The 20,188-nt window shown below is 69.5% G+C and carries 10 protein-coding genes; 5 read left to right on the forward strand and 5 right to left on the reverse strand.

Annotation, left to right across the window (positions count from 1 at the left end):
• Position 1: 1 nt before the first annotated feature.
• Positions 2–1,621 carry a polysaccharide biosynthesis tyrosine autokinase gene (locus tag B2K11_RS02675; protein ID WP_163616588.1) on the reverse strand — a complete coding sequence of 540 codons (1,620 nt, stop codon included), beginning with the start codon at positions 1,619–1,621 and terminating at the stop codon, positions 2–4.
• A 118-nt stretch (positions 1,622–1,739) separates the two neighbouring features.
• On the opposite strand from B2K11_RS02675, the gene B2K11_RS02680 reads away from it, so the two are divergent.
• Positions 1,740–3,323, forward strand: coding sequence for a hypothetical protein (locus tag B2K11_RS02680; RefSeq protein ID WP_163616590.1), 1,584 nt, complete (start codon positions 1,740–1,742; stop codon positions 3,321–3,323).
• A gap of 13 nt (positions 3,324–3,336) precedes the next feature.
• Here B2K11_RS02680 and B2K11_RS02685 read toward each other — a convergent pair whose 3' ends face one another.
• A complete protein-coding gene (locus tag B2K11_RS02685) occupies positions 3,337–4,440 on the reverse strand; it encodes a glycosyltransferase (RefSeq protein ID WP_163616592.1) in 1,104 nt (367 codons plus the stop codon).
• Complete coding sequence (locus B2K11_RS02690; protein WP_163616594.1) at positions 4,437–4,991, reverse strand: DapH/DapD/GlmU-related protein; 555 nt, start codon at positions 4,989–4,991, stop codon at positions 4,437–4,439. The genes B2K11_RS02685 and B2K11_RS02690 overlap by 4 nt, the downstream gene beginning before the upstream one ends.
• A gap of 115 nt (positions 4,992–5,106) precedes the next feature.
• Here B2K11_RS02690 and B2K11_RS02695 point away from each other — a divergent pair, with 115 nt between their 5' ends.
• Positions 5,107–6,249, forward strand: coding sequence for a glycosyltransferase family 4 protein (locus B2K11_RS02695; RefSeq protein WP_163616596.1), 1,143 nt, complete (start codon positions 5,107–5,109; stop codon positions 6,247–6,249).
• Positions 6,246–7,445 carry a hypothetical protein gene (locus tag B2K11_RS02700; protein WP_163616598.1) on the forward strand — a complete coding sequence of 400 codons (1,200 nt, stop codon included), beginning with the start codon at positions 6,246–6,248 and terminating at the stop codon, positions 7,443–7,445. Before B2K11_RS02695 ends, B2K11_RS02700 begins: the two co-directional genes overlap by 4 nt.
• 12 nt (positions 7,446–7,457) lie before the next feature.
• On the opposite strand, the gene B2K11_RS02705 is transcribed toward B2K11_RS02700, so the two are convergent.
• The gene (locus B2K11_RS02705) at positions 7,458–8,147 is read right to left on the reverse strand and encodes a CDP-alcohol phosphatidyltransferase family protein (protein ID WP_163616600.1); all 690 of its coding nucleotides are present in this window, start codon (positions 8,145–8,147) and stop codon (positions 7,458–7,460) included.
• A gap of 253 nt (positions 8,148–8,400) precedes the next feature.
• Here B2K11_RS02705 and B2K11_RS02710 point away from each other — a divergent pair, with 253 nt between their 5' ends.
• Complete coding sequence (locus tag B2K11_RS02710) at positions 8,401–12,156, forward strand: LamG-like jellyroll fold domain-containing protein (protein WP_163616602.1); 3,756 nt, start codon at positions 8,401–8,403, stop codon at positions 12,154–12,156.
• A 108-nt stretch (positions 12,157–12,264) separates the two neighbouring features.
• Here the strand turns inward: B2K11_RS02710 and B2K11_RS02715 are convergent, their stop codons facing one another.
• Positions 12,265–13,602 (reverse strand): glycosyltransferase, encoded by a 1,338-nt coding sequence (locus B2K11_RS02715; RefSeq protein WP_239525634.1) that lies wholly within the window; start codon positions 13,600–13,602, stop codon positions 12,265–12,267.
• Positions 13,603–14,147: 545 nt separating this feature from the next.
• On the opposite strand from B2K11_RS02715, the gene B2K11_RS02720 reads away from it, so the two are divergent.
• Positions 14,148–20,159 (forward strand): DNRLRE domain-containing protein, encoded by a 6,012-nt coding sequence (locus B2K11_RS02720; RefSeq protein WP_163616606.1) that lies wholly within the window; start codon positions 14,148–14,150, stop codon positions 20,157–20,159.
• The last annotated feature ends 29 nt before the right edge of the window (positions 20,160–20,188 follow it).

Genomic DNA, 20,188 nt, shown 5'->3' on the forward strand with positions numbered 1-20,188 from the left:
GTCAGGTCTCGCGTTGCGATTCGACCGCGCTGAGCGGGGGGAAGTGGGCAGACGACGCCGAGCGGCGCCTTCCCGCCCGCTGATCGGACCCTTCGGCCGCCGGCCGGTCGCCTGGGACGGCCGGGACGGCCGGGACGGCCGGCTCGTGCTCGCCGGGATGCAGATCAGCCGACCTCCGCGGTGGGGCTGTCGTGCCGATGACGGGGCTACCGTCTGAGGCGACGGTACTCGGTGGCGCCTCCGACGGTGCGTTCGCGACGTCTTCCTCGGTCGGGCGCACCGGCGCCTTGGCGGGCGCGTAGTCGTAGCGGCGGTCTTCTCGTGTCCGGGACATGTTGAACACGGCCCCCTCGACCGATGTTCCCAGGGAGGTCAACCGGTCCAGCGCGCGACGCAGTTCACGCACGCGGAGCACGCGGGCGCCGATGACCAGGATGACGCCGCCGAGCAATCGCGCCACCACGGCACCGTCCGGCACGGGATTGATGGGCGGGCAGTCGATGATGGTCACATCGAAGCGTTCGCGGATCCGCTGCAGTGCCGCGCTCGCCGTGGTCGACTCCAGCAGTTCGCTCGGGTTGGGCGGCCGGGAACCGGCGAGGAGGACTTTGAGGTCGTCGGGGCCCCAGCTCACGATCGCGTCCTCCAGCGCGACGTCGCCGGTGAGCACGTCGGTGAACCCGGAGTACTCCGGAAGATCGAGCAGGCCGCCCAGAGTCGGTCGGCGCAGGTCGGCCTCCACGAGGCAGACCGCGAGACCCGACGCGGCGAGCGCCGCGGCGATGTTGGCCGCCGTTGCGCTCTTGCCCTCGCCCGGGCGCGCCGACGTGATCGAGAAGACCTTGTGGACTTCGCCGGGCTGGAGGAATCGCAGATTGGCGCGCAGCTGCCGGTACTCCTCGCCGCGGCGGGACCCGGTCTTGATGACGGCGATGGGATCCCGCTGCGCGCGGCGGTCGAACGAGATGACCCCCAGCACCGGCAGCCCGGTGAGCTCCGCGACCTGCTCCTTGTCGCGGACGCGGGCATCGACGACGCCTCGGAGCACGACGAAGACCGTCGCGGCGACGAGGCCGGCGAGCAGACCCGTGAGCATCAGCAGGGGGACATTGGGTGACGACGGCGCCGTCGGAGGTTTCGCCGACTCGATCACCTGCAGCCGGACGGGGGACTGGCCGTCCACACGCGGCGTGAGTGACGGAACGACCTCCGCGAGGAACTTCGACACCGAGTTGGCGATGGCGGCCGCCCGAGCGGGCGACTCGTCCGTCGCCGAGATGGTGATGACACTCGTGTTCAAGGGCACCGACGTGGAGACCTGCCGGCGCAGTTGCGAGATCGTGACGTCGAGATCGAGGGAATCGATGACGGGGGCGAGCACCACCTCGCGGGTTGCGACCGCGCTGAAATTGCGAGCCTGCAGCTGCGAGAAGTTCGACGATTGCGCGAGCTCCCCGGTGCTCGCTCCGCCGGTGACGGTGACGAACACGTCCGCGCTCGCGGTGTACTCGCGGGGAGTGGACACGACCAGCAGCCACCCCGCGAGCACGCCGAGCAGTATGCACGATACGACGACCGCCCAGTGATGGCGGATGAGCCGCAGCAGACTTCTGGTATCCATACCCTCGTCCGATCACGCCGAGGGGCAGAACGAACCGAAATTCTCCCCAATCCCCTTATAATGCTATATCTCTCGGACTGAGCGCTCAGCCCTTCCGAAATCCTCGTGGACGGCGCCGATGACGCGAACCGATCAGCTGTCGCATTCCCGCCCGCGCCGCGAGGGATCCTACGGCACGCGAGTCGCCTACCGCGCTCCCGATGCGGCAGGGGACGAGGAGCTCCGACGAGGGTTGCGCATCCTCCTCCTCGTCACATCCCTGGCGGTCCTGTCGGTCGGAATCCCGGCATTCCTGATCGCTGATGTCTCGGACCTGCCGCGCAGTGACGCCTGGGTCGTCACCCTCGTACTCCTGGTCTGGGCCGGCATCCGCCTCTCGCTGCTCTGGGTGCGCGGAACGCCGAGGCTGTTCGACTTCTTCTTCTGGCTGTTCGTCTACATCTTCATGGGCATCGCTCCGACCGCCCAGATCCTGTCCGGACTCACGTCGACGACGACGCCCGGAGTCGACACCGGGCTCGACATGCCGACGACGGGGGTCGTCGTGCTCGGCGTCTTCTGCTACGAGGTGGGACGCCTGCTGTTCATGCTGCGGGAGGGGCGTCGTCGGACGGCGGGGCGGCCACTCGTCGTGCGTTCGGTCAGCAGCTGGCGCACCGTCGCGCTCTTCGTCATCTCCCTCGCCCTGAGCGGCTATGTCCTGTGGAGGCTCGGTGCGATCGCCCTGCTCGGAAGCCGGGATGCGGCGGCCGCGGCGCGTGCCGCCGCCTGGCCGGACCCCGCAGTCCGAAGCCTCGTCTTCGCGAGCGGGATCTACCCGATGCTGGTCGCGGTCGGCGCGATGGCCCAGCTGCGTCGCACCGCGAGCAGCGCCCAGAGTCGTCGGCTGGCGCTGGTCGGAGCTCTCACGGGAGCGGCGATCCTCCTCCTCATCGTCAATCCGATCACGAGTGCGAGGTACTCCTTCGGGACCGTCGTGTTCGCCCTGGCGGTCTACGCCGGTGCCGTCCGGACGCGCCGACGGGCGCGGATCACGATGCTCGCGGCGATCGCCGGATTCCTGCTCGTCTTCCCGATCGCCGATGCATTCCGCCGCGTGGGTGCCGCGACAGGCACCCGGTCCGGGTTCTTCGACGAGTACCTGTCCAATCCGGATTACGACGCGTTCTGGCAGGTCGCCAATGCGCTGTCCTACTGGGTGGACGGTCTCGTCGCACCGATGAACCAGTTCGCCGGCAGCGCCCTTTTCTGGGTCCCTCGTGCCCTCTGGCCGAACAAGCCCACCGATACGGGCATCCTCCTGGCCGAGTACCGGGGATACACCTTCGACAATCTGTCGGCGCCGACATGGGCCGAGGCGCTGGTGAACGGCGGCATCATCGCCGTCGTGGTCGGCTTCCTTCTCCTCGGACTGGTGCTTCGGGTGATGGACAGCCGGATCGTGCCGGCCCTCCGAGTCGGTGGGGTCTGGGCGATCGTCGGCGCCATCCTCCCCGTATTCATGACGATCCTCTTGCGCGGATCGCTGCTGCAGGCGACCGGTGCACTGTTCCTCACCGTCCTCTGCATCTTGGTGGTCGTCGGTAGCCGGGGACCCGCCGAGGCAGGTCCCGACCCCGGCCCACCACCACAGCCCACGCCGGATGCGGCCGTCACGGGATCACCCCCGGCGTCGATCCGCAGTGCGCCGGAGCCTCCGTGAGGGCCCGCTGCTCCTACCGGTAGAGACGCTCGAGACGCTCGGCGATGACAGCCATGCTGCGCTCTGAGCGCACGGCATCCCGACCCCGTGCGCCCATGGCAGCGGCGCGCTCCGGATCCGCGACCAGGGTCCGCAGCGCAGCGGCGAGGCTCTCGACGGTGTGGTCCGTCACGATGCCCGCGTCGTGCTCACGGACGAACGGAGCCAGTCCGCAGGTGTCGGTGACGACGACCGGCAGTCCGACCGACATCGCCTCCAGCACCGACATCGGGTAAGGCTCGTCGACACTCGGCAGAACGTACAGCGTGGCCTGCCGCATCCGCTCCGCCGCGCCACTCATGCCGACGGGACCCTCCCACGCGATGCGATCGGCCGCTCCGGAAGAGGCGATCGCGCTCAGTACCGACGCACCCTCGCCCTCATCCGGTCCGACGAGCGCGAAGTCGGCGTCGGGGAACTCGGATGCCACGCGCGCCGCGGCCTCGACGAACACGACCGGGTGCTTGCGGGATGCGAGGCGGGCAAGGTAGAGCACCCTCGCCGGGCCTGCCGCTGCTGCCGCTGCCTCGAGCGGAACCCCGTTGGGCAGCTCTTCCAGGCGAGCCTCCCCGTGCGAGACGACCTCCAACGACGCGCGCTCCCGCGAGGTCAGGTAGGTAACGATCCGGGCCCGTCGCAGCACGGGCCGGGTCAGCGCCAGATCGAGGGGAACGGCCAGCAGATGGCTCGTCTCATCGATCATGCCGTGCGTCTGCACGACGATCGGCACCGCGCGCCGGAGCGCGATGAGCGCCGAAGGAAGCGTCACGAGGTCGCGCGCAGCGTGCACGTGCACGACGTCGAACTCCCGGGCATGGCGGTGGACGGCTCTCCACAGCTCCGGGGAGCCGAGCCCCGCGAACCCGGTCCGGGGCAGGAGGGTGCGGGCGGGAAAGAGCTTGACCGGCACGCCCTCGATCTCGGTCGGGACGTTCCCCTCGAACCCGCGGTGCGTCCCGGCGAGCACCACCTGATGCCCGCGGTCCTGGAGTGCGCGGAGCTGATTGACCGCGACCCGGGTCGGCCCGCCGTACTCGCCCGACGGGCTCAGCAGCGTGACCACACCGAGGATCTTCACGCGGTCGGCTCCACCGGGTCGCGGACGGATGCGCGCGGGGCGAGGACGACGGATTCCGGCGGCACGTCCGATGTGACCAGCGCCGTAGCGCCGACGACGGCATCCCGACCCACCCTCACGCCGCGCAGGACCGTCGCCCGCGCCGCGATCCACGCCCCGTCCTCGATCGTGATCGGGGCGTTGTCGAACTCGAACGTCGGGGAGCGTCGGTCGTGGCTGCCTGTGCAGAGGAAGACGCCCTGTGAGATGCAGACGTCATCGCCGATCGTCACAGGCTCGAGATTGAGGATCCACACGCGTTCGCCGATCCACGAGTCGTCGCCGATCGTGAGCTTCCACGGCCAGTGGACGCGAACGCCGGAACGGAGGTTCACGCCCTCGCCGATGCGGGCGCCGAAAGCTCTCAGTACCCTGACGCGAACCGTGGCCGGCACGAACCAGGGCATCACGAGGAGGCTGGAGGCGAGCTGCCATGCCGCCTGCCAGGCGATGCCGCGCCCCTTGTCGTAGCCGGCGCCCGTGAAACCGGCAAGACTGCGTCGTCCCCCCATGGGCGACATCCTAGCCACGCGTGATTTCCGCAGGCCAGCCGCTATGATCACTCGCACGCACCTCGCGGACCGCTCACTGCTGTCGCGGTCGATCACACCGTCGAGGGAGGGTCGGGTGACAGGGTCCGATCGACTGCGAGCGGTGTGGGTGAGCGGCGCGTTCGGGTTCGGCGACGATCTGGCCTACTTCCGCGAGGTCCTCGGGCAGTTCGCCCGAAGATTCCCGGATGCCGCCGTCCTCGTGAGAGAGGGCTATCCTCTCGAGCGATACCCGGAGCTTCCGCTCGCCCCGGACCTGCGCTTCTGGGTGCGCGGACGCGACCGCCGGGTGGGGGGGTTCACGTACACGGGCAACATCCGCGTGCCGACGCCCCGGGCAGTCTGGCGGATGCTGCGGCGTCCGACCGATGTCGTCATCGTCGTCGAGTTCACTCCCACGGCACTCGTCTCGGCCGCCACGGCGCACCTCCGGCGACGTCGGGTGGTGCAGCTGATCGAATCCGAGCCGTCGTTCCGCGGCGGCGCGGAGGGCCGACTCGCCACGATGGTGAAGCGGATCTTCGCGCGTCGGTCGCACATCGTGCTGGTGAGCAACGAGCGGACCGCGCGGTACGCGCGGGAGCGCCTGGGCATCCGCGCCGGGCGGTTGCGCGTCGGGCCGTATCTCACGTCCCAGCCGGCGGAGGATCCGCCGCCGGCTTTCGACGACGGCGGCCCCGTGCGCTTCCTGTTCCTGAACAGCCTTCAGCGCAGGAAGGGGCTCCACCTCCTCCTGGCCGCCCTCGCCGTCCTCCCCGAGCTCGGACGCGAGTGGACGCTGGATGTCGTCGGGGACGGACCTGAGCGCGCGGCGCTCGAACGGCAGGTCGTCGACCTGGGGCTGGTCGAGAGGGTCCACTTCCACGGGCGAAGGGCGCACGACGAGGTGGCTGCGGACTACGCTCGCGCGCACGTCGTCATCTGTCCGACGCAGGGGGACTACCGCTCGCTCGCGGGCTTCGAGGCCGTCAACGCGCGGCGTCCCGTGGTGCTGTCGACGCGGGACGGCGCCGCCGAGGAGATCATCGCGTCGGGAGCTGCCGCCGTCGCGGTCGATCCCGTGGACCCGCGAGCGCTCGCCGAGGCGCTTGCGACCTTCCTTCGGGACGACGCGCACCTCGCGGAGCAGCTGGCGATCGCGGCAGCGCCGCCGGAACGATTCAGTGTCGAGGCCGTCGGCGCCAACCTCGAAGCCGCGGTTCGAGCGGCGGCGAGATGAGCCCCCGTGCGCGGCTCCCCCGTCCGCTGACCGTCGCGCAGATCCTCTCGAGCGCCGCAGGGGCGCTGCCCATGCTGATCGCTGCGGTCCGCATGGATCCAGCAGCGTTCACCTCGTTCTCGATCATCACGCTGGCCGGTGCGCTCGCCGTCGCGGGATCCCGGGCGGCACTCTTCCAGCCGGCGCTCATCTTCCAGCGAGTCGACGCGCATGCGCTCGTGCCCGCGCGGTACATGCTCGTCGCCTCATCGCTGTCGGCTCTCGCGGTGGGGGCGATCGCGATCAGCTCGGGCGGGGCCGCTGCCGGCGAGGCCGTGATCATCGGTGTGGCCGGCGCCGTTCCGGTGTTCTACGACTGGGTCCGATATCGCGCCATCGGCTCGAGCCGCCGATGGGCCGTCGCAGCCGGCGACGCCGTGCGCGTGACCCTCGTCTCGGCGACGGCGCTGCCGGTCCTCGCCGCCACGCCGCTGTCGTTCATGCTCGCGATCGGTGTGTCGTGCGCGATCGCGGCTGCCGTGGTGCTCCCGCAGGTCCCGCTGCGCGTGGGGGTCTACCCCTACCGCAGCTACCGGTCCTCCGCTGCCTGGCAGACGCTCGACTTCGTCGTCGGGCAGTTCATCGTCTCGGTGCCCCTCTTCGTGCTCGCCGGCGCCGGCGCGAACGACCTCATCGGCGGAGTCCGGCTCGCGCAGACCCTGCTCGGACCGCTGAATCTGGCGTTCGCGGCGACGACGACGAACATCGTCGCCGACGGTGCCACGCATGTCGACTACCGGCAGGCGTCGGCGATCATCGCACGCGGCTGGCGCGCCAGCATCCGGCTCGGGCTCCTCGCGACCGCCGGTGTCGCGTTCCTCGTCGGCGTCGTCTGGTTCACCGGCTGGGCTCCCGCGGGTGTCGAACGCGCGGACCTCCTGCTCGGCCTCGTCCTGATCGGCGCGTCGACGATCCTCACGGGGTGGGCGGGCATCCACGGCATCGTGCTGCGCGTGCTCGATCACCAATCCGCGGTGACTCTGGTCCGCATCGGCATCGCCGCGGCCACGACAGCGGGGTTCCTGATCGGCTACGGGCTCGGCGGCGACGAGTGGAGTCTCGTGCTCGGTTTCGCCGCGAACGCGATCTCGGCACCGCTCCTGTTCCTCCCCGTCGCGCTGTTCTACTACCGACGGGACACACGGGAGGCGCCGTAGCCTCTCCGTCGGTCAGCTCGTGCGCTTCAGCACCCTGAACCACTTGAAGAGCAGAGCCACCGTGATGAGAGCGGTCAAGCCTCCGAGGGCGGCATAGACGACGAAGAAGATCTGCGATGCCCCCCACAGGAGGAAGGCGAGGGCGAGGACCCCGTAGTCGGCGGGGAGCAAGCCGACCGCGCGGATCGCCGAGGGTGACCTCGGCGGCTCGGCGGAGTGTGGCCGAGTGCGGCGGAGCAGCTCGAAGATCGTCATTCCCGAGAAGAGCACGACCGCGACGAGCATGTAGGCCAGCGGGATCAGCAGCCACGGCCCCGTCAGGAGCCCTTGCGTCGCTGCCGCGACGAGCACCGCGGCGTGGACGGCGACCATCTTGCCGGAATCGACGACGTGGTCGAGCCATTCGCCTGCGAGGCTGCCGCGCCCGGTCAATCGCGCGACCTGCCCGTCCGCGGAGTCCAGGGCGAATCCGAGCACCAGGAGGACCGCGACAGCCAGACCGGTGATCCAGCCGGCGGGGCTCAGCACCAGCACGATCAGGCCCACGGCGGTGAAGAGCGCCGAGACGGCGGTCACGCCGTTGGGGGAGACCCCGGTGGAAGCGGCTGTCGCCGCAAGGAGCCGTCCGACGGGACGGTTGATGTACCGCGAATACAGCGAGACTCCCACTCGGCTCTTCTGCGAGCTCGACAAGGAATCCATGGCTTCGCGAAAGCTCAGGCCGGACATTTCCCCCACTGTCCCCGCACCGTCTGGCACGAGTATCGGAATCCACCCTGCCGCCTGACGCGTCGTCGTGTAAACTCCACGGTCAAGCGTACTGGCAAGTTGCACCCGACGATGATGCCGAAATCGCAGCGACAGCACGTGTGCCCGCGGACGGGAGCCTGTGGGCAACCGGTGATCCACTGGGGAGGTGCGGCACCGGTCTCGAATTCTGGGAATCGGGGTTGACGTGCGTACTCGCATTTTCGCGAGCCTCGCCGCTGTTGCGGCGCTCGTGATCGGATTGATCGCTGTACCACCTGCCGAAGAGGCGAAGGCCCTCTCGCCTGATCTACCGTTCAGCGCCGATGCGCTGCCGACGTGGCAGACGAACGGCGTCGTCTGGCAGGTGGCGATATCCCGCGGCAGGGCGGTGGTCGGGGGAACCTTCAGCCAGATCCGCCCGGGCGCAGGACAGGCGGGCGCTGCGAGAAGTCTGCAGAGCCTGGCCATTCTGAACGCCGCGACAGGGGAGCCGGACGCATGTCAGCTGCCGGTCGCCTTCAGCGGCGGTACGGCCGCGGTGTACGCGGTGAAGGCGGCACCCGACGGCAATACGGTCTTCATCGGCGGCCAGTTCACGAGCGTCGGCGGCGTCGCGGTGAGCCGGCTCGCGGAGATCAATGTCGCCACCTGCGCCGTCACACCGTTCCGCGTGAACGGCATCTCGAGCTACGTGCTCGAGATCGAGCCCTCCAACGAGTTCGTCTACTTCGGCGGCGTCTTCCAGACGGTCGGCGGGCAGTCAAGGCGCAGCTTCGCGAAGGTCAATCGAGCCGGTGTCCTGCAGACGCAGTTCGTCGCCAACGCCTCCGGCGTGACGGAGGAGCTGTACAGCAACATCGTCGTGCCCAACAAGAATGCACGCGGGGATGCGCTCCAGCTCTCCCCGGACGGCACCAGGCTCGCGATCGGGGGGGACTGGTTCGACATCAACGGATCGGCGTCTCACAGCTTCGCCGTCGTGGATTCGACGACGGGAGCGGTGGTGCGGACGTGGCCGGCCAGCACGGTCGGCAACACCTCGCGGACGAAGATGATCAGCTCCGACGGCACGCGCTTCTTCGTGGCGCAGGAGGGATTCGCCGGGTTCGACGGCGCTCTCGCCTACAACTGGTCCGATTACAGCCAGGCATGGCGCGACAATTGCGCCGGCGCCACGCAGGCCATCGTGCCCTACCAGGGCCTGCTGTTCGAGGCGCACCATCGCCATGACTGCGGGGCGATGGGGATGTTCCCCGACGGCCGACGCACGTTCCTCTCGGTGAGCCGCGCCACTGACCCGACGCAGCTGCAGATCGGCTGGCTTCCGGAGCTGAACGACGGCACCGGCGAGGGCATCGGCCCGCGCTCGATCGCGATCGGTGCGGGCACGAACGGCACGCCGTACTTGTGGGTCGGCGGCGAGTTCACCCGCGTCAACGGCGCCAACCAGCAGGGGGTGACGCGGTTCAGTCCGACGGATACCGGCGCCCCGCCGGTCCCGGCGCTCGCCGCACGCGCCATCACGCCGAACGCCGTCCAGGTCAATATCCGCGGCGTCTATGATCCGGATGACTCGGACATCACGTACGCCGTCTACCGCGGGAACAACACGACGACCCCCGTCTGGACCGGAGTGGCGCAGTCGAAGCACTGGTATCGCTTCCAGTCGACGTTCGTCGACACGAACGTCACACCCGGAACGAGCTACACCTATCGTGTGCGGGCGATCGACCGGGCGAACAACCAAAGCGCACTGTCGGGGACGGCGACGGTGACGGCATCGGCGACAGGCTCCGTCTACGCCTCCACGGTCATCGCGGATCAGCCGCGGCTCTTCTACCGCTACGACGACACGGCGAACGCCCAGTGGGTCGTGGACAGCGCCGGCCCGACGCTCGTCGGGCTCAACGGCCTCGCGCAGAACGGTGTGAACCGCACCGCCGCCGGTGCGATCCCCAACGACGTCAGCCGTAGTGCGACGTTCACCGACACACAGCCGAGCGGGCTTCCTCAGTACATCTGGAACGATGTCATCGCGCCCGGACCGACCGTGTACTCGGTGGAGACGTGGTTCCGCACGACGTCGACCACGGGTGGGGCGCTTGCCAACTACGGGTCTTCGACGGGTCGTCCTCGTACGGACGACGGCACGGATCGCGTCAGCGGCACGGTCGATCGCGTCGTGTACATGGAGAACGGGACCGGGTTCCTCCGGTTCGGCGTGCGCGCCGGCTTCGGCACGACCACGCTGCGGAGCCTCGCGGCGGTCAACGACGGCCAGTGGCACCACGTGATCGGCACCCAGGGTCCGGGCGGCATGCAACTGTACGTCGACGGTGTCCTCCAGGCGCAGAACGCCACGACGGGCAGCGGCACGTACAACGGCACGTGGCACGTGGGCGGCGACAGCCTCAACGGCTACCCGAGTGCGGGCAACACCTTGGTCAACCGCTACTTCGACGGTCAGCTGGACGAGACGGCGGTGTACTACCAGGCGCTGTCGCCACAGCAGGTGCAGAACCACTTCAACGTCGGCACGGGCTTCGTCGACACGCTGGTTCCGAGCACGCCTCAAGGTGTTGCCGCGTCGTTCGACGGAGCAAACGTCGACGTGACATGGACCGCCTCGACCGACAACGTCGGCGTCGCGGGTTACCGGGTCTATCGCGGGACGGCCGCCGGGTTCACCCCCGCGGCCGACACTCTCCGTGGGACGGTCGCCGGCACGACGTTCGAAGACATCGCACCGCCTCCTGGCACCTTCTATTACAAGGTCGTCGCCTTCGACGGCGCCAACAACGCGAGCGCGGCCTCCGCGGCCTCCGCTCCCGTCACCGTCGTCGACGGTGTGGCGCCGAGCGTCCCGACGGGAGTGAACGCCGTGGCGGCGGGACAGGCGGCCGACGTCTCGTGGACGGCCTCGACCGACAACGCCGGGGTGACAGGGTACGCCCTCTACCGAGGGTCGGATGCCGGGTTCGTGCCGAGCATGGAGACGCTCATCCAGCCGAACATCGTCGGCACCTCGTATCACGACGCGCCGCTCTCCGAGGGCACGTGGTACTACAAGGTCACCGCTCGCGACGCCGCCGGGAACGTCTCCGGTGCGTCGAGCGCGGCATCCGTTGTCATCGTGGCTCCCGACAGCACGCCGCCGAGCGTGCCCGGGGGACTGACGGCCGCCGTCGAAGGCGCCAACAACGTCACCCTGAACTGGAGTGCCTCGACGGACAACGTCGGCGTCACCGGGTACCTCGTCTACCGAGGCACGACGGCGGGCTTCACTGCGAACGACGCTTCTCGGATCGGCGACGTGGTGGAGACGACCTTCACCGACAGCGCTCGACCGCAGGGCACGTGGTTCTACGAGGTGGCCGCGAGGGATGGATCGTCCAACGTGAGCGCGGCCTCGGCCGCCGCGAGCGCCACGGTGACCACTCCACCCGCTCCACCCACGACGCAGACGATCGTGACGACCGCCGACTCGATGGCCGCGGCCATCAACCCGACGTTCGCCTATGGGGTCACCAACCAGATATCGTCGCGCTTCAACACGACGATCGAGTCCTTCCTGCGGTTCGACCTGCCGGCGGCGCCGGCCGGGCAGGTGCTCACCTCGGCGACGATCTCGCTGCGGACGTCCAACGATTCGACAGCCGGATCGACCGACATCCACGAGTTCCGGCTTGTCAGCGGCACGTGGCAGGAGGGCACGATCACCTGGAACAACCGTCCGACCACCGTCGGGACGGCGGTCCTCGGGCAGCTCACGGGAGCGACGGCGCTGAACAGCCCGTACATCGCCAACCTCTCCGCTGCCGACCTCGGACCGCTCGCCGGCACATCGATCACGCTGCGACTGTCCAGTGCGGCCGGCAGCGACAACGTGCGGCTGTGGTCGCGTGAGGCGACGTCACCGGATTATCGGCCCACCCTCACGCTCACGTACACGACACCCTGAGCGGGGGAGAGGCCGACGGCGGAGCGCGCCCTCCGCCGCCGGCCCGGCCGCCGTCCGCTCTCACGGGCGGCGGCCGGTGAAGGATGCCGCGTCCGGGTCCATCCGCAGTCAGTGGTGGAAGACCGGGCGGTGTCTGCGGCTCCGCGAACCGGTGAGCGCGCCGGCCGACGCGCGGCGGCCCGACACCATCGCAGCCTCGATCGTCGCCTCGAAGGAGGCGACCGCGGTGTCGACGCCGAGATGCACATCCCGATAGCTCTCTGCCGCGAGGCCGAACGCCCGCGCGGCCGCGGGATCAGCCGCGAGCCGCTCGGCGGCGTCGACCAGTGCGCCCGGGTCGCCCGCAGGGACGCACGGGCCGGCTCCGGCGGCGCAGACCTCGTCGTGCGTGATGCTGGATGGGTCGACCGCCGCGATCACCGGAAGCCCTGTGGCGAAGTACGTCGTCAGCTTGCTCGGGACGGCCATCTCGGTGAGACCCGGCCGCTCGTTGACGAGGAGGATGTCGGCCGAGGCGAGCGCACGCTCGAAGGCGCCGTCGGGCAGCGGATCGAGGAACTGCAGTCGAGAGCAGGCGTCCATCGCCTCGAGGGCGGGGCGCTGGTTCCCGTCGCCCAGCAGGACGAACTTCACATGGGATCCGCGGCGAGCGGCTTCGAGGGAGGCATGGACGACGTTCTCGAGCCCCTGCTTCGCTCCGATGTTGCCCGCATGCAGGACGATGACGTCATCGTCCGCCCAGCCGAGCTCACGGCGAAGCACGCTGTCTCGTCCGGTGCCGTCCGTCCTCACGTGCGACCAGTTCCGCACGACGTCCACGGGCGTGGCCACCGACAGGTCCTCCTGGAGCACCCTGCGGAATCGGTCATGGATCGCCACGACCCGGTCGGCGGAGTTCACCAGCCCGCGCTCGAGCGCGGCGATCCCCGCCGCGCCATGCGACACGGCACCCGTCTCCCGCGCGCCGAGCGTATAGATGTCCTGTACCCACACGATCGTCGGTATGCCCGTCAGTGCGGCGCGGACGCCGGCCAGCCGGGACGAGATCATCGCGGGGCTGACGAGGACCACGGCATCCGGGCGGTGCCACCGGGCGAGGGTGGCTCTGAGCCCGAAGGTCAACTCCGAGAGCGCCCGATCGACCATGGTGTGGCGTCGAGGCACGTAGTGGCGCAGTCGCGTGACGTCGACCAGATCCCGCGTCTCGGTGCGAGTCCAGCCGCCGTAGCCGTCCTGGACCTTCCACCATGGATAGTGCGGATGCGTGGTGATGACCCCGACTCCCCATCCGCGCGCCGCCAGGGCGCACGCCATGCCCTCCGTATACGGCGCGATGCCCGTCGGTTCGGGTGCGTAGTTGATGCCGACGAAGAGCACCCGCCGCGCGGTTCGACGCCTCGTCGCACCCCCCGCCGAGATGGTCGCATCCGTCGCCGCGGTTCGCACCGGTGTCGCAGTCTCCGGCGACGTCGATACACGTGATCGGGCGCCGAGACGCCATTCCCCAGCCATCTTTCCTCCCAGCGGACGCGCGACGACATCGTCACGACGCATCCCGGAGAGCGCTCCCCAGCGCGGTCCATTCGGCCGTCGGTTTCGGGTTCGACGGCCGTCAGCGTCCCTCACCTGGCGGCGAGGAACGCGGTGTGTTCGGCCGTCGGTTTCGGGTTCGACGGCCGCCAGCGTCCCTCACCTACCGGCGAGGGACGTTCTCGCGCACACCATACAACGCAAGCGCGTCGTGCGGAATAGACCGTTCGAACGAGCGCACCCGCTCTGCGTTTCGGCGGAGGCGCAGGCCTCATCACGCGCCGGATGCTGCACCGCAGATTCCCTGGAGACAAAGCCCGAACGGAGGCGTACAGTGTGCCTAGCATCGTCCCGAATGCCGAGAGACGCGCCTGGGAAGCGTCCGAACTCGACGACTGGGAACCCGGCGGTGCATCTGGGAGGGCCCACGGCTACGCCTGTGGGCAGTGGGGGTGTGACCAATGGTCTCACGTGTCTGGGCAGGTGTCGTCGTAGCCTCGGCGCTGGTCGTCGGCCTCGTCGCGGTCACGCCGCCTGAACCGGCCGCGGCTCTGTCGCCCGGCGTTCAGTTCAGCGCCGACGACCTGCCGACGTGGCAGACCGACGGAACGGTGTATGCGCTCGCGCAGTCGGCCGGCAAGGTCGTGGCGGGGGGCACGTTCAGCGAGCTGCGTCCTCCTGACGGAGGTTCGGGTTCGCCGGTCGCCGTGAACGCCCTCGCGATCCTCGACGCCGAGACAGGCGACCCCGACGGCTGCCAGCTGAGTCTCTCACTGGCCGGCGGAACGCCGGCGGTCTATGCGGCCACCGCAGCGCCCGACGGCAACACGGTGTTCATCGGCGGCAACTTCTCGAACGTCGGAGGGGTGTCCACGGGTCGCATCGCGCAGATCGACGTTCGCACGTGCACCGTCACCGGCCTCCGCCTCCCCAGCATCTCCTCGATCGTGCACACGATCGCCGTGAAGGGGACGACGATGTACTTCGGCGGCATGTTCCTCACCGTGGGCGGTGAGGCGCGCCAGCGGTTCGCCGCGGTGGACGTCACGACCGGCGCTCTGCTTCCGTGGACGGCCAACGTCGACGACATCGGCCGAGGGATCGGCGTCTCGCCCGACGGCGCCAAGGTCGCGATCGGCGGAGACTTCTTCTCGGTCAACGGCGCGTCCTCGCACTCGATCGCGATCGTCGACGCGGTGACAGGTGCGAACATCCGCACCTATCCGGCCGGGTTCATCGCGAACAACTCGGTGACCAAGCACATCTTCAGCGCCGACGACGGCAGGTTCTACATCTCGAACGAGGGCACCGGCGGCGGAGTCTTCGACGGACGCGCGGCGTTCTCGTGGGCGACGGGCGACCAGCTGTGGCGCGACACGTGCCTCGGCGCCACTCAGATGACAGTGCAGTATCAGACGACCCTCTACTCCGTGAGCCACGGCCACGACTGCGGGTCGGTGAATGCGCAGCAGGACGGCACGCGTCACTACTTCCTCGCGCAGAGCGCGGCCGACGGCTCGCATTTCGCGTGGGACCCCAAATCGAACGACGGCATCGGCGAGAACATCGGCCCGCGCGCGCTCGTCATCGCGACCGGCAGGTCGACCGGGCAGCAGTTCATGTGGAGCGGCGGTGACTTCACGACGATCAACGGTGCGCCGCAGGACCACCTGACGCGCTTCGGGACCACCGACACCGGCAATCCGCCGGCGCCGACGGTGTCGGCGGTCGCTCAGAGCAGCGGGTCGATCGACGTCCGGATCCGCACCTCGGTGGACGACGACGACTCGAACCTCACGTACCAGGTCTTCCGCAACAACTCGTCGAGCCCGATCTGGAGCGGTGCCGCGTCTTCGGTGTGGTGGAATCGCCCGCAGGTGACGTTCGTCGACACCGATGTGGTCGCGGGGGAGACCTACACCTACCGTGTGCGAGCGACAGACGGCACGAACAGCTCGGTGCTCTCGCAGGTGGCGACCGCCACCGCGGTCGCACCGGAGGCCGATTACGCGGCATCCGTCCGTTCCGACGCGCCGGCGATCTACTGGCAGGGGAACACCTCGGGCTCGTGGTTGCAGGACGGCTCCGCGGCGACGACGAACACCAGCCGCCAAGGGGGCCTGCTCGAGAACGGCGCGGCGAACTCGGCCGACACACCCGTCACCGGCGACCCGAGCGGATCACTCGGCTTCGACGGAGGCGATGACTACGTCTGGCACCAGGGACTGGCCCCGGCGCCGACGACGTACAGCGTCGAGACGTGGATCAGGACGACGACCACTCGAGGCGGCAAGATCGTCGGATTCGGAAGCGGTCGCCCGCGCACCGACAGCGGGGCGACGGTGCTCAGCGGCAGTTACGACCGGCACCTCTACATGACCAATACGGGCCGGGTGGTCTTCGGCGCCTACACCGGCTCGACTGTGACCCTGACCTCGCTCGGCGCGCTGAACGACGGGTCGTGGCACCACGTCGTGGGCACGCAGGGCGCGGGGGGTATGGCGCTGTATGTCGACGGAGTCCGCGTGGCGCAGAACTCGAACGCGGCCGCCCAGTCCTACTACGGGGTGTGGCACGTCGGCGGAGACAACCTCTCCGGCTGGCCGAACCGTCCGACGAGCAACTTCTTCGCGGGCACGATCGACGAGACCGCCGTCTACTCGTCGGCACTCGGCGCGGGCGACGTGGCCGACCACTACGAGGCGGCGGGCCGAGAACTCGATCTCAACCACGCTCCCGCGGATGCCTACGGCACACGCGTCTTCGTCACAGACCCGACGCTCTACTGGCGCCTCGGCGAAGCATCGGGCACCACTGCTGCCGACGCCGGCCGCTTCGGCACCTACCCCGGGACGTACCGGACCGGCGTCACCAAGGGTCAGCCGGGCATCATCCCCGGCGACACGGCGGTGACGACCCCCGGCACGCAGCAGGGCACGGTCGCCACGCAGGCCACGATCACGCCCCCGGCGGCCTTCACGGCTGAGATCTGGTTCAACACGACGACCGCCGGCGGCAAGCTGTTCGGATTCGAGAACGCACAGACCGGCAACGGCACGAACTACGACAAGCACCTGTACATGACCGCGGGCGGCAATCTCGTCTTCGGCTCATGGGCCGGTTCCGCGGCAGTCGTGAGCAGTCCGCTCGGCTACGCCGACGGCACGTGGCACAGCGCGGTGGGGGTCCTGGACCCCTCCGGCCGGAAGCTCTACGTCGACGGCGTGCTCGTCGCCCAGAGCAGCGTCACCGGCGCGGATACGGCGAGCGGGTACTGGCGGATCGGCGGCGGCAACCTCAGCAGCTGGCCCGGCGCGACCTCGAACTTCTACTTCCGCGGGGCGCTGGACGAGTTCGCCGTGTACAACGGCGGCCTGAGTGCCAACGAGATCGCCCGCCATTACGCGCTCGGTGTACAGGACGTCGCGTCCCCGAGCACGCCGTCCGGGCTCACCGCCACCCACGGCTCCGGCGGCGTGGCCGTGTCGTGGACGGCATCCGCCGACAACACCGGCGTGCTGGAGTACCGCGTCTACCGGGGTACGTCGGCCGACTTCACCCCCGACGCCGACTCGTTCGTCGCGACCACGGCGACGACCTCGTACCTCGAGGACGCTCCCGCGCTGGGTACCTACTACTACCGCGTGACCGCGGTCGACGGCGCCGAGAACGAGAGCCTCCCGTCGGCGCCCAGGCAGCTCCTCGTCACCGACATCGACGCCCCGACGGCACCCGCCAGCCCGGCTGCCACGCAGGCGGGGGCGAATGGCGCGACCGTCACGTGGGCGCCGTCCGCGGACAACGTCGATGTGATCGACTACCTGGTCTACAGGGGGGATGCCGCGGGCTTCGCCATCGCCGACGGAACGCTGGTCGGCACGGTCGGCAGCACCTCGTTCAGCGAGAGCGGACTCTCCGCGGGCGCACACTACTATCGCGTCGTCGCGCGAGATGCGGCCGGCAACGTCAGTCAGCCCTCGGACACCGCGACGCTGACGATCGTCCCGCCGGATGTGACCGCCCCGAGCTCACCCGGCGGCTTCACGGCGACGCTGTCCAGCGGAACCACCGTGACGCTCTCGTGGAACGCCTCGACCGATGACCGCGGCGTCACCTCCTACGTGCTGTACCGGAGCCTCGTCGCGGACTTCACGCCGAGCGCCGGCAGCCGGATCGCGGAGGTCACGACGCCGGGTCACGTGGATACGGGGCGTGCCGCCGGCACGTGGCACTACAAAGTGACCGCACAGGATGCCGCAGGCAACGTCAGCGCTCCATCGTCCGCGTCGGTGACCATCCAGCCGCCTTCGCAGGCGGTCGAGGTGACCCTCACGCCCACCGAGGACGCGATGGTCGCGCAGGCGGCCCCGACGACCCTGTACGGCTCGTCGAACCAGCTGTCGGCGCGGGGCACCAACGGAACGATCGAGTCGTTCATCCGACTGCAGCTGCCGGCCGCGCCGGCAGGCACGGTGCTGACGAGCGCCGTGCTGTCGGTCCGCACATCGAACGACAGCACCGCCGCGACGACGGACTCTCCTCAGTTCCGCCTGGTGACAGGCGCCTGGACGGAGGGCGCCGTCAACTGGAACAACCGTCCGACCACGACCGCGACCGGCGTGCTGGGCGCTCTCACGGGTGCGACAGCGCTCAACGCCGCCTACACCGTCAGCCTCGGCGCCGACGGACTGTCGTCCTTCCTGGGGCAGACGGTGACCCTCCGCATGTCGGGCACGAACAGCGACAACATCCGCCTGTGGTCCGCGGAGGCGTCGACGGCGTACCGGCCATCGTTGCGGCTGACTTTCACGCCCGCCTCCGGCCCGGACACGCAGGCGCCGACGGTGCCGACCGGGCTCGCGACCTCCGTCGCCGGCAACGCGAACGTGACCGTCACCTGGTCGCCCGCGGCGGACGACGTCGGCGTGACCGGCTACACCGTGTACCGGGGGACGAGTGCGGGCTTCGCGCCGGACGCCTCCTCGAAGATCGCCGACGTGACGACGCCGTCGTACACGGACAACGGCCGGACAGCGGGCGTCTGGTACTACAAGGTGACGGCGCGGGACGCGGAGAACAACGTGAGCGCGGCGTCTGCGAGCGTCTACGCGACCATCCTCGCCAACGGCGGCACCCCGGTCGAGATCACGGTGCCGATCACCGACGACGCCATGGTCGCGCAGTCGTCCCCGACGACGCTCTACGGCACGTCGAATCAACTTTCGTCGCGCGGCACCGGCGGTGCGATCGAGTCGTTCCTCGCCGTCCCGCTTCCGGCGGCTCCCGCGGGCACCGCTCTCACGGGCGCCGTCCTCTCGGTCCGCACGTCGACCGACGGCACGGCGGCCTCCGTGGGCACGCACGAGTTCCGTCTGATGTCCGGAGCGTGGACGGAGGCCACAGTGACCTGGAACAACCGCCCGCTGACCGCCACATCGGGGGTCCTGGGCAGTCTCACCGGCGCGACGGCCACCAACACCGCCTACACCGCCGCGCTGACCACGGGCCCTCTCGCATCGGCCCTCGGCCAGACCGTGACCCTCCGGATGTCGAGCGCGGGCGCTGACAACCTCCGGCTCTGGTCGGCGGAAGCGACGTCGGCGACATACCGTCCGTCCGTGAAGCTCACCTTCACACCCGTCGCCGGCCCCGACACGGAGGCGCCTTCGGTGCCGACGGGTCTCAGTGCGTCTGTCACGGGCAACGCCGACGTCGGGCTCACCTGGAGCGCATCCACCGACGACAGCGGTGTGACCGGCTACACGGTCTACCGCGGGACGGCTGCGGACTTCACGGCCGACTCGTCGTCCCGGCTGTCCGACGTCACCAACCCCTCGTACACCGACAGCGGGCGTCCGACGGGCACCTGGTATTACCGGGTGACCGCGCGGGATGCCGCCGGCAACGTGAGCGCGGCTTCGTCCGCCGTCTCGGCGACCATCACTCCACCGGTCGTGCCCCCCGTCGTGCAGGCAGTCGTGACCAGCGCCGACACCATGGTCGCCGCGAGCAACGCCGCGGGGATGTACGGCACGACCAACCAGCTGTCGTCCCGGTTCACCACGGGTATCGAGTCGTTCATGTCGTTCGCGCTTCCTGCCGCACCGGCAGGGATGCAGCTGGCGTCCGCCTCACTGTCGGTGCGAACGTCCACCGACTCCACCGCGGCCTCCGCGGACACCCATGTGCTCCACCTGATGTCCGGGCCATGGGATGAGGCGACCATGACGTGGAACAGCCGTATCACGCAGACCTCGTCCGGTGTGATCGGTCAGCTGGCGGGTGCCGGCGCCACCAACACCGCTTACGCCGTGGTCATCCGGGCAGCCGATCTCGCAGGGCTGTCGGGTCAGACGATCACGATGCGGATGTCGAGCACAGCGGGGACGGACAACGTGCGGATCTGGTCGCGAGAGGCCGCCAACGCGTCGTATCGCCCGACACTGACGCTCACCTACACGGCGGTGCCGTAGAGCCCGCAGATCGCCGAGACGGCAGCGCC

It is taken from the genome of Microbacterium sp. B35-30 (assembly GCF_010634855.1).
Taxonomy (GTDB): Bacteria; Actinomycetota; Actinomycetes; order Actinomycetales; family Microbacteriaceae; genus Microbacterium.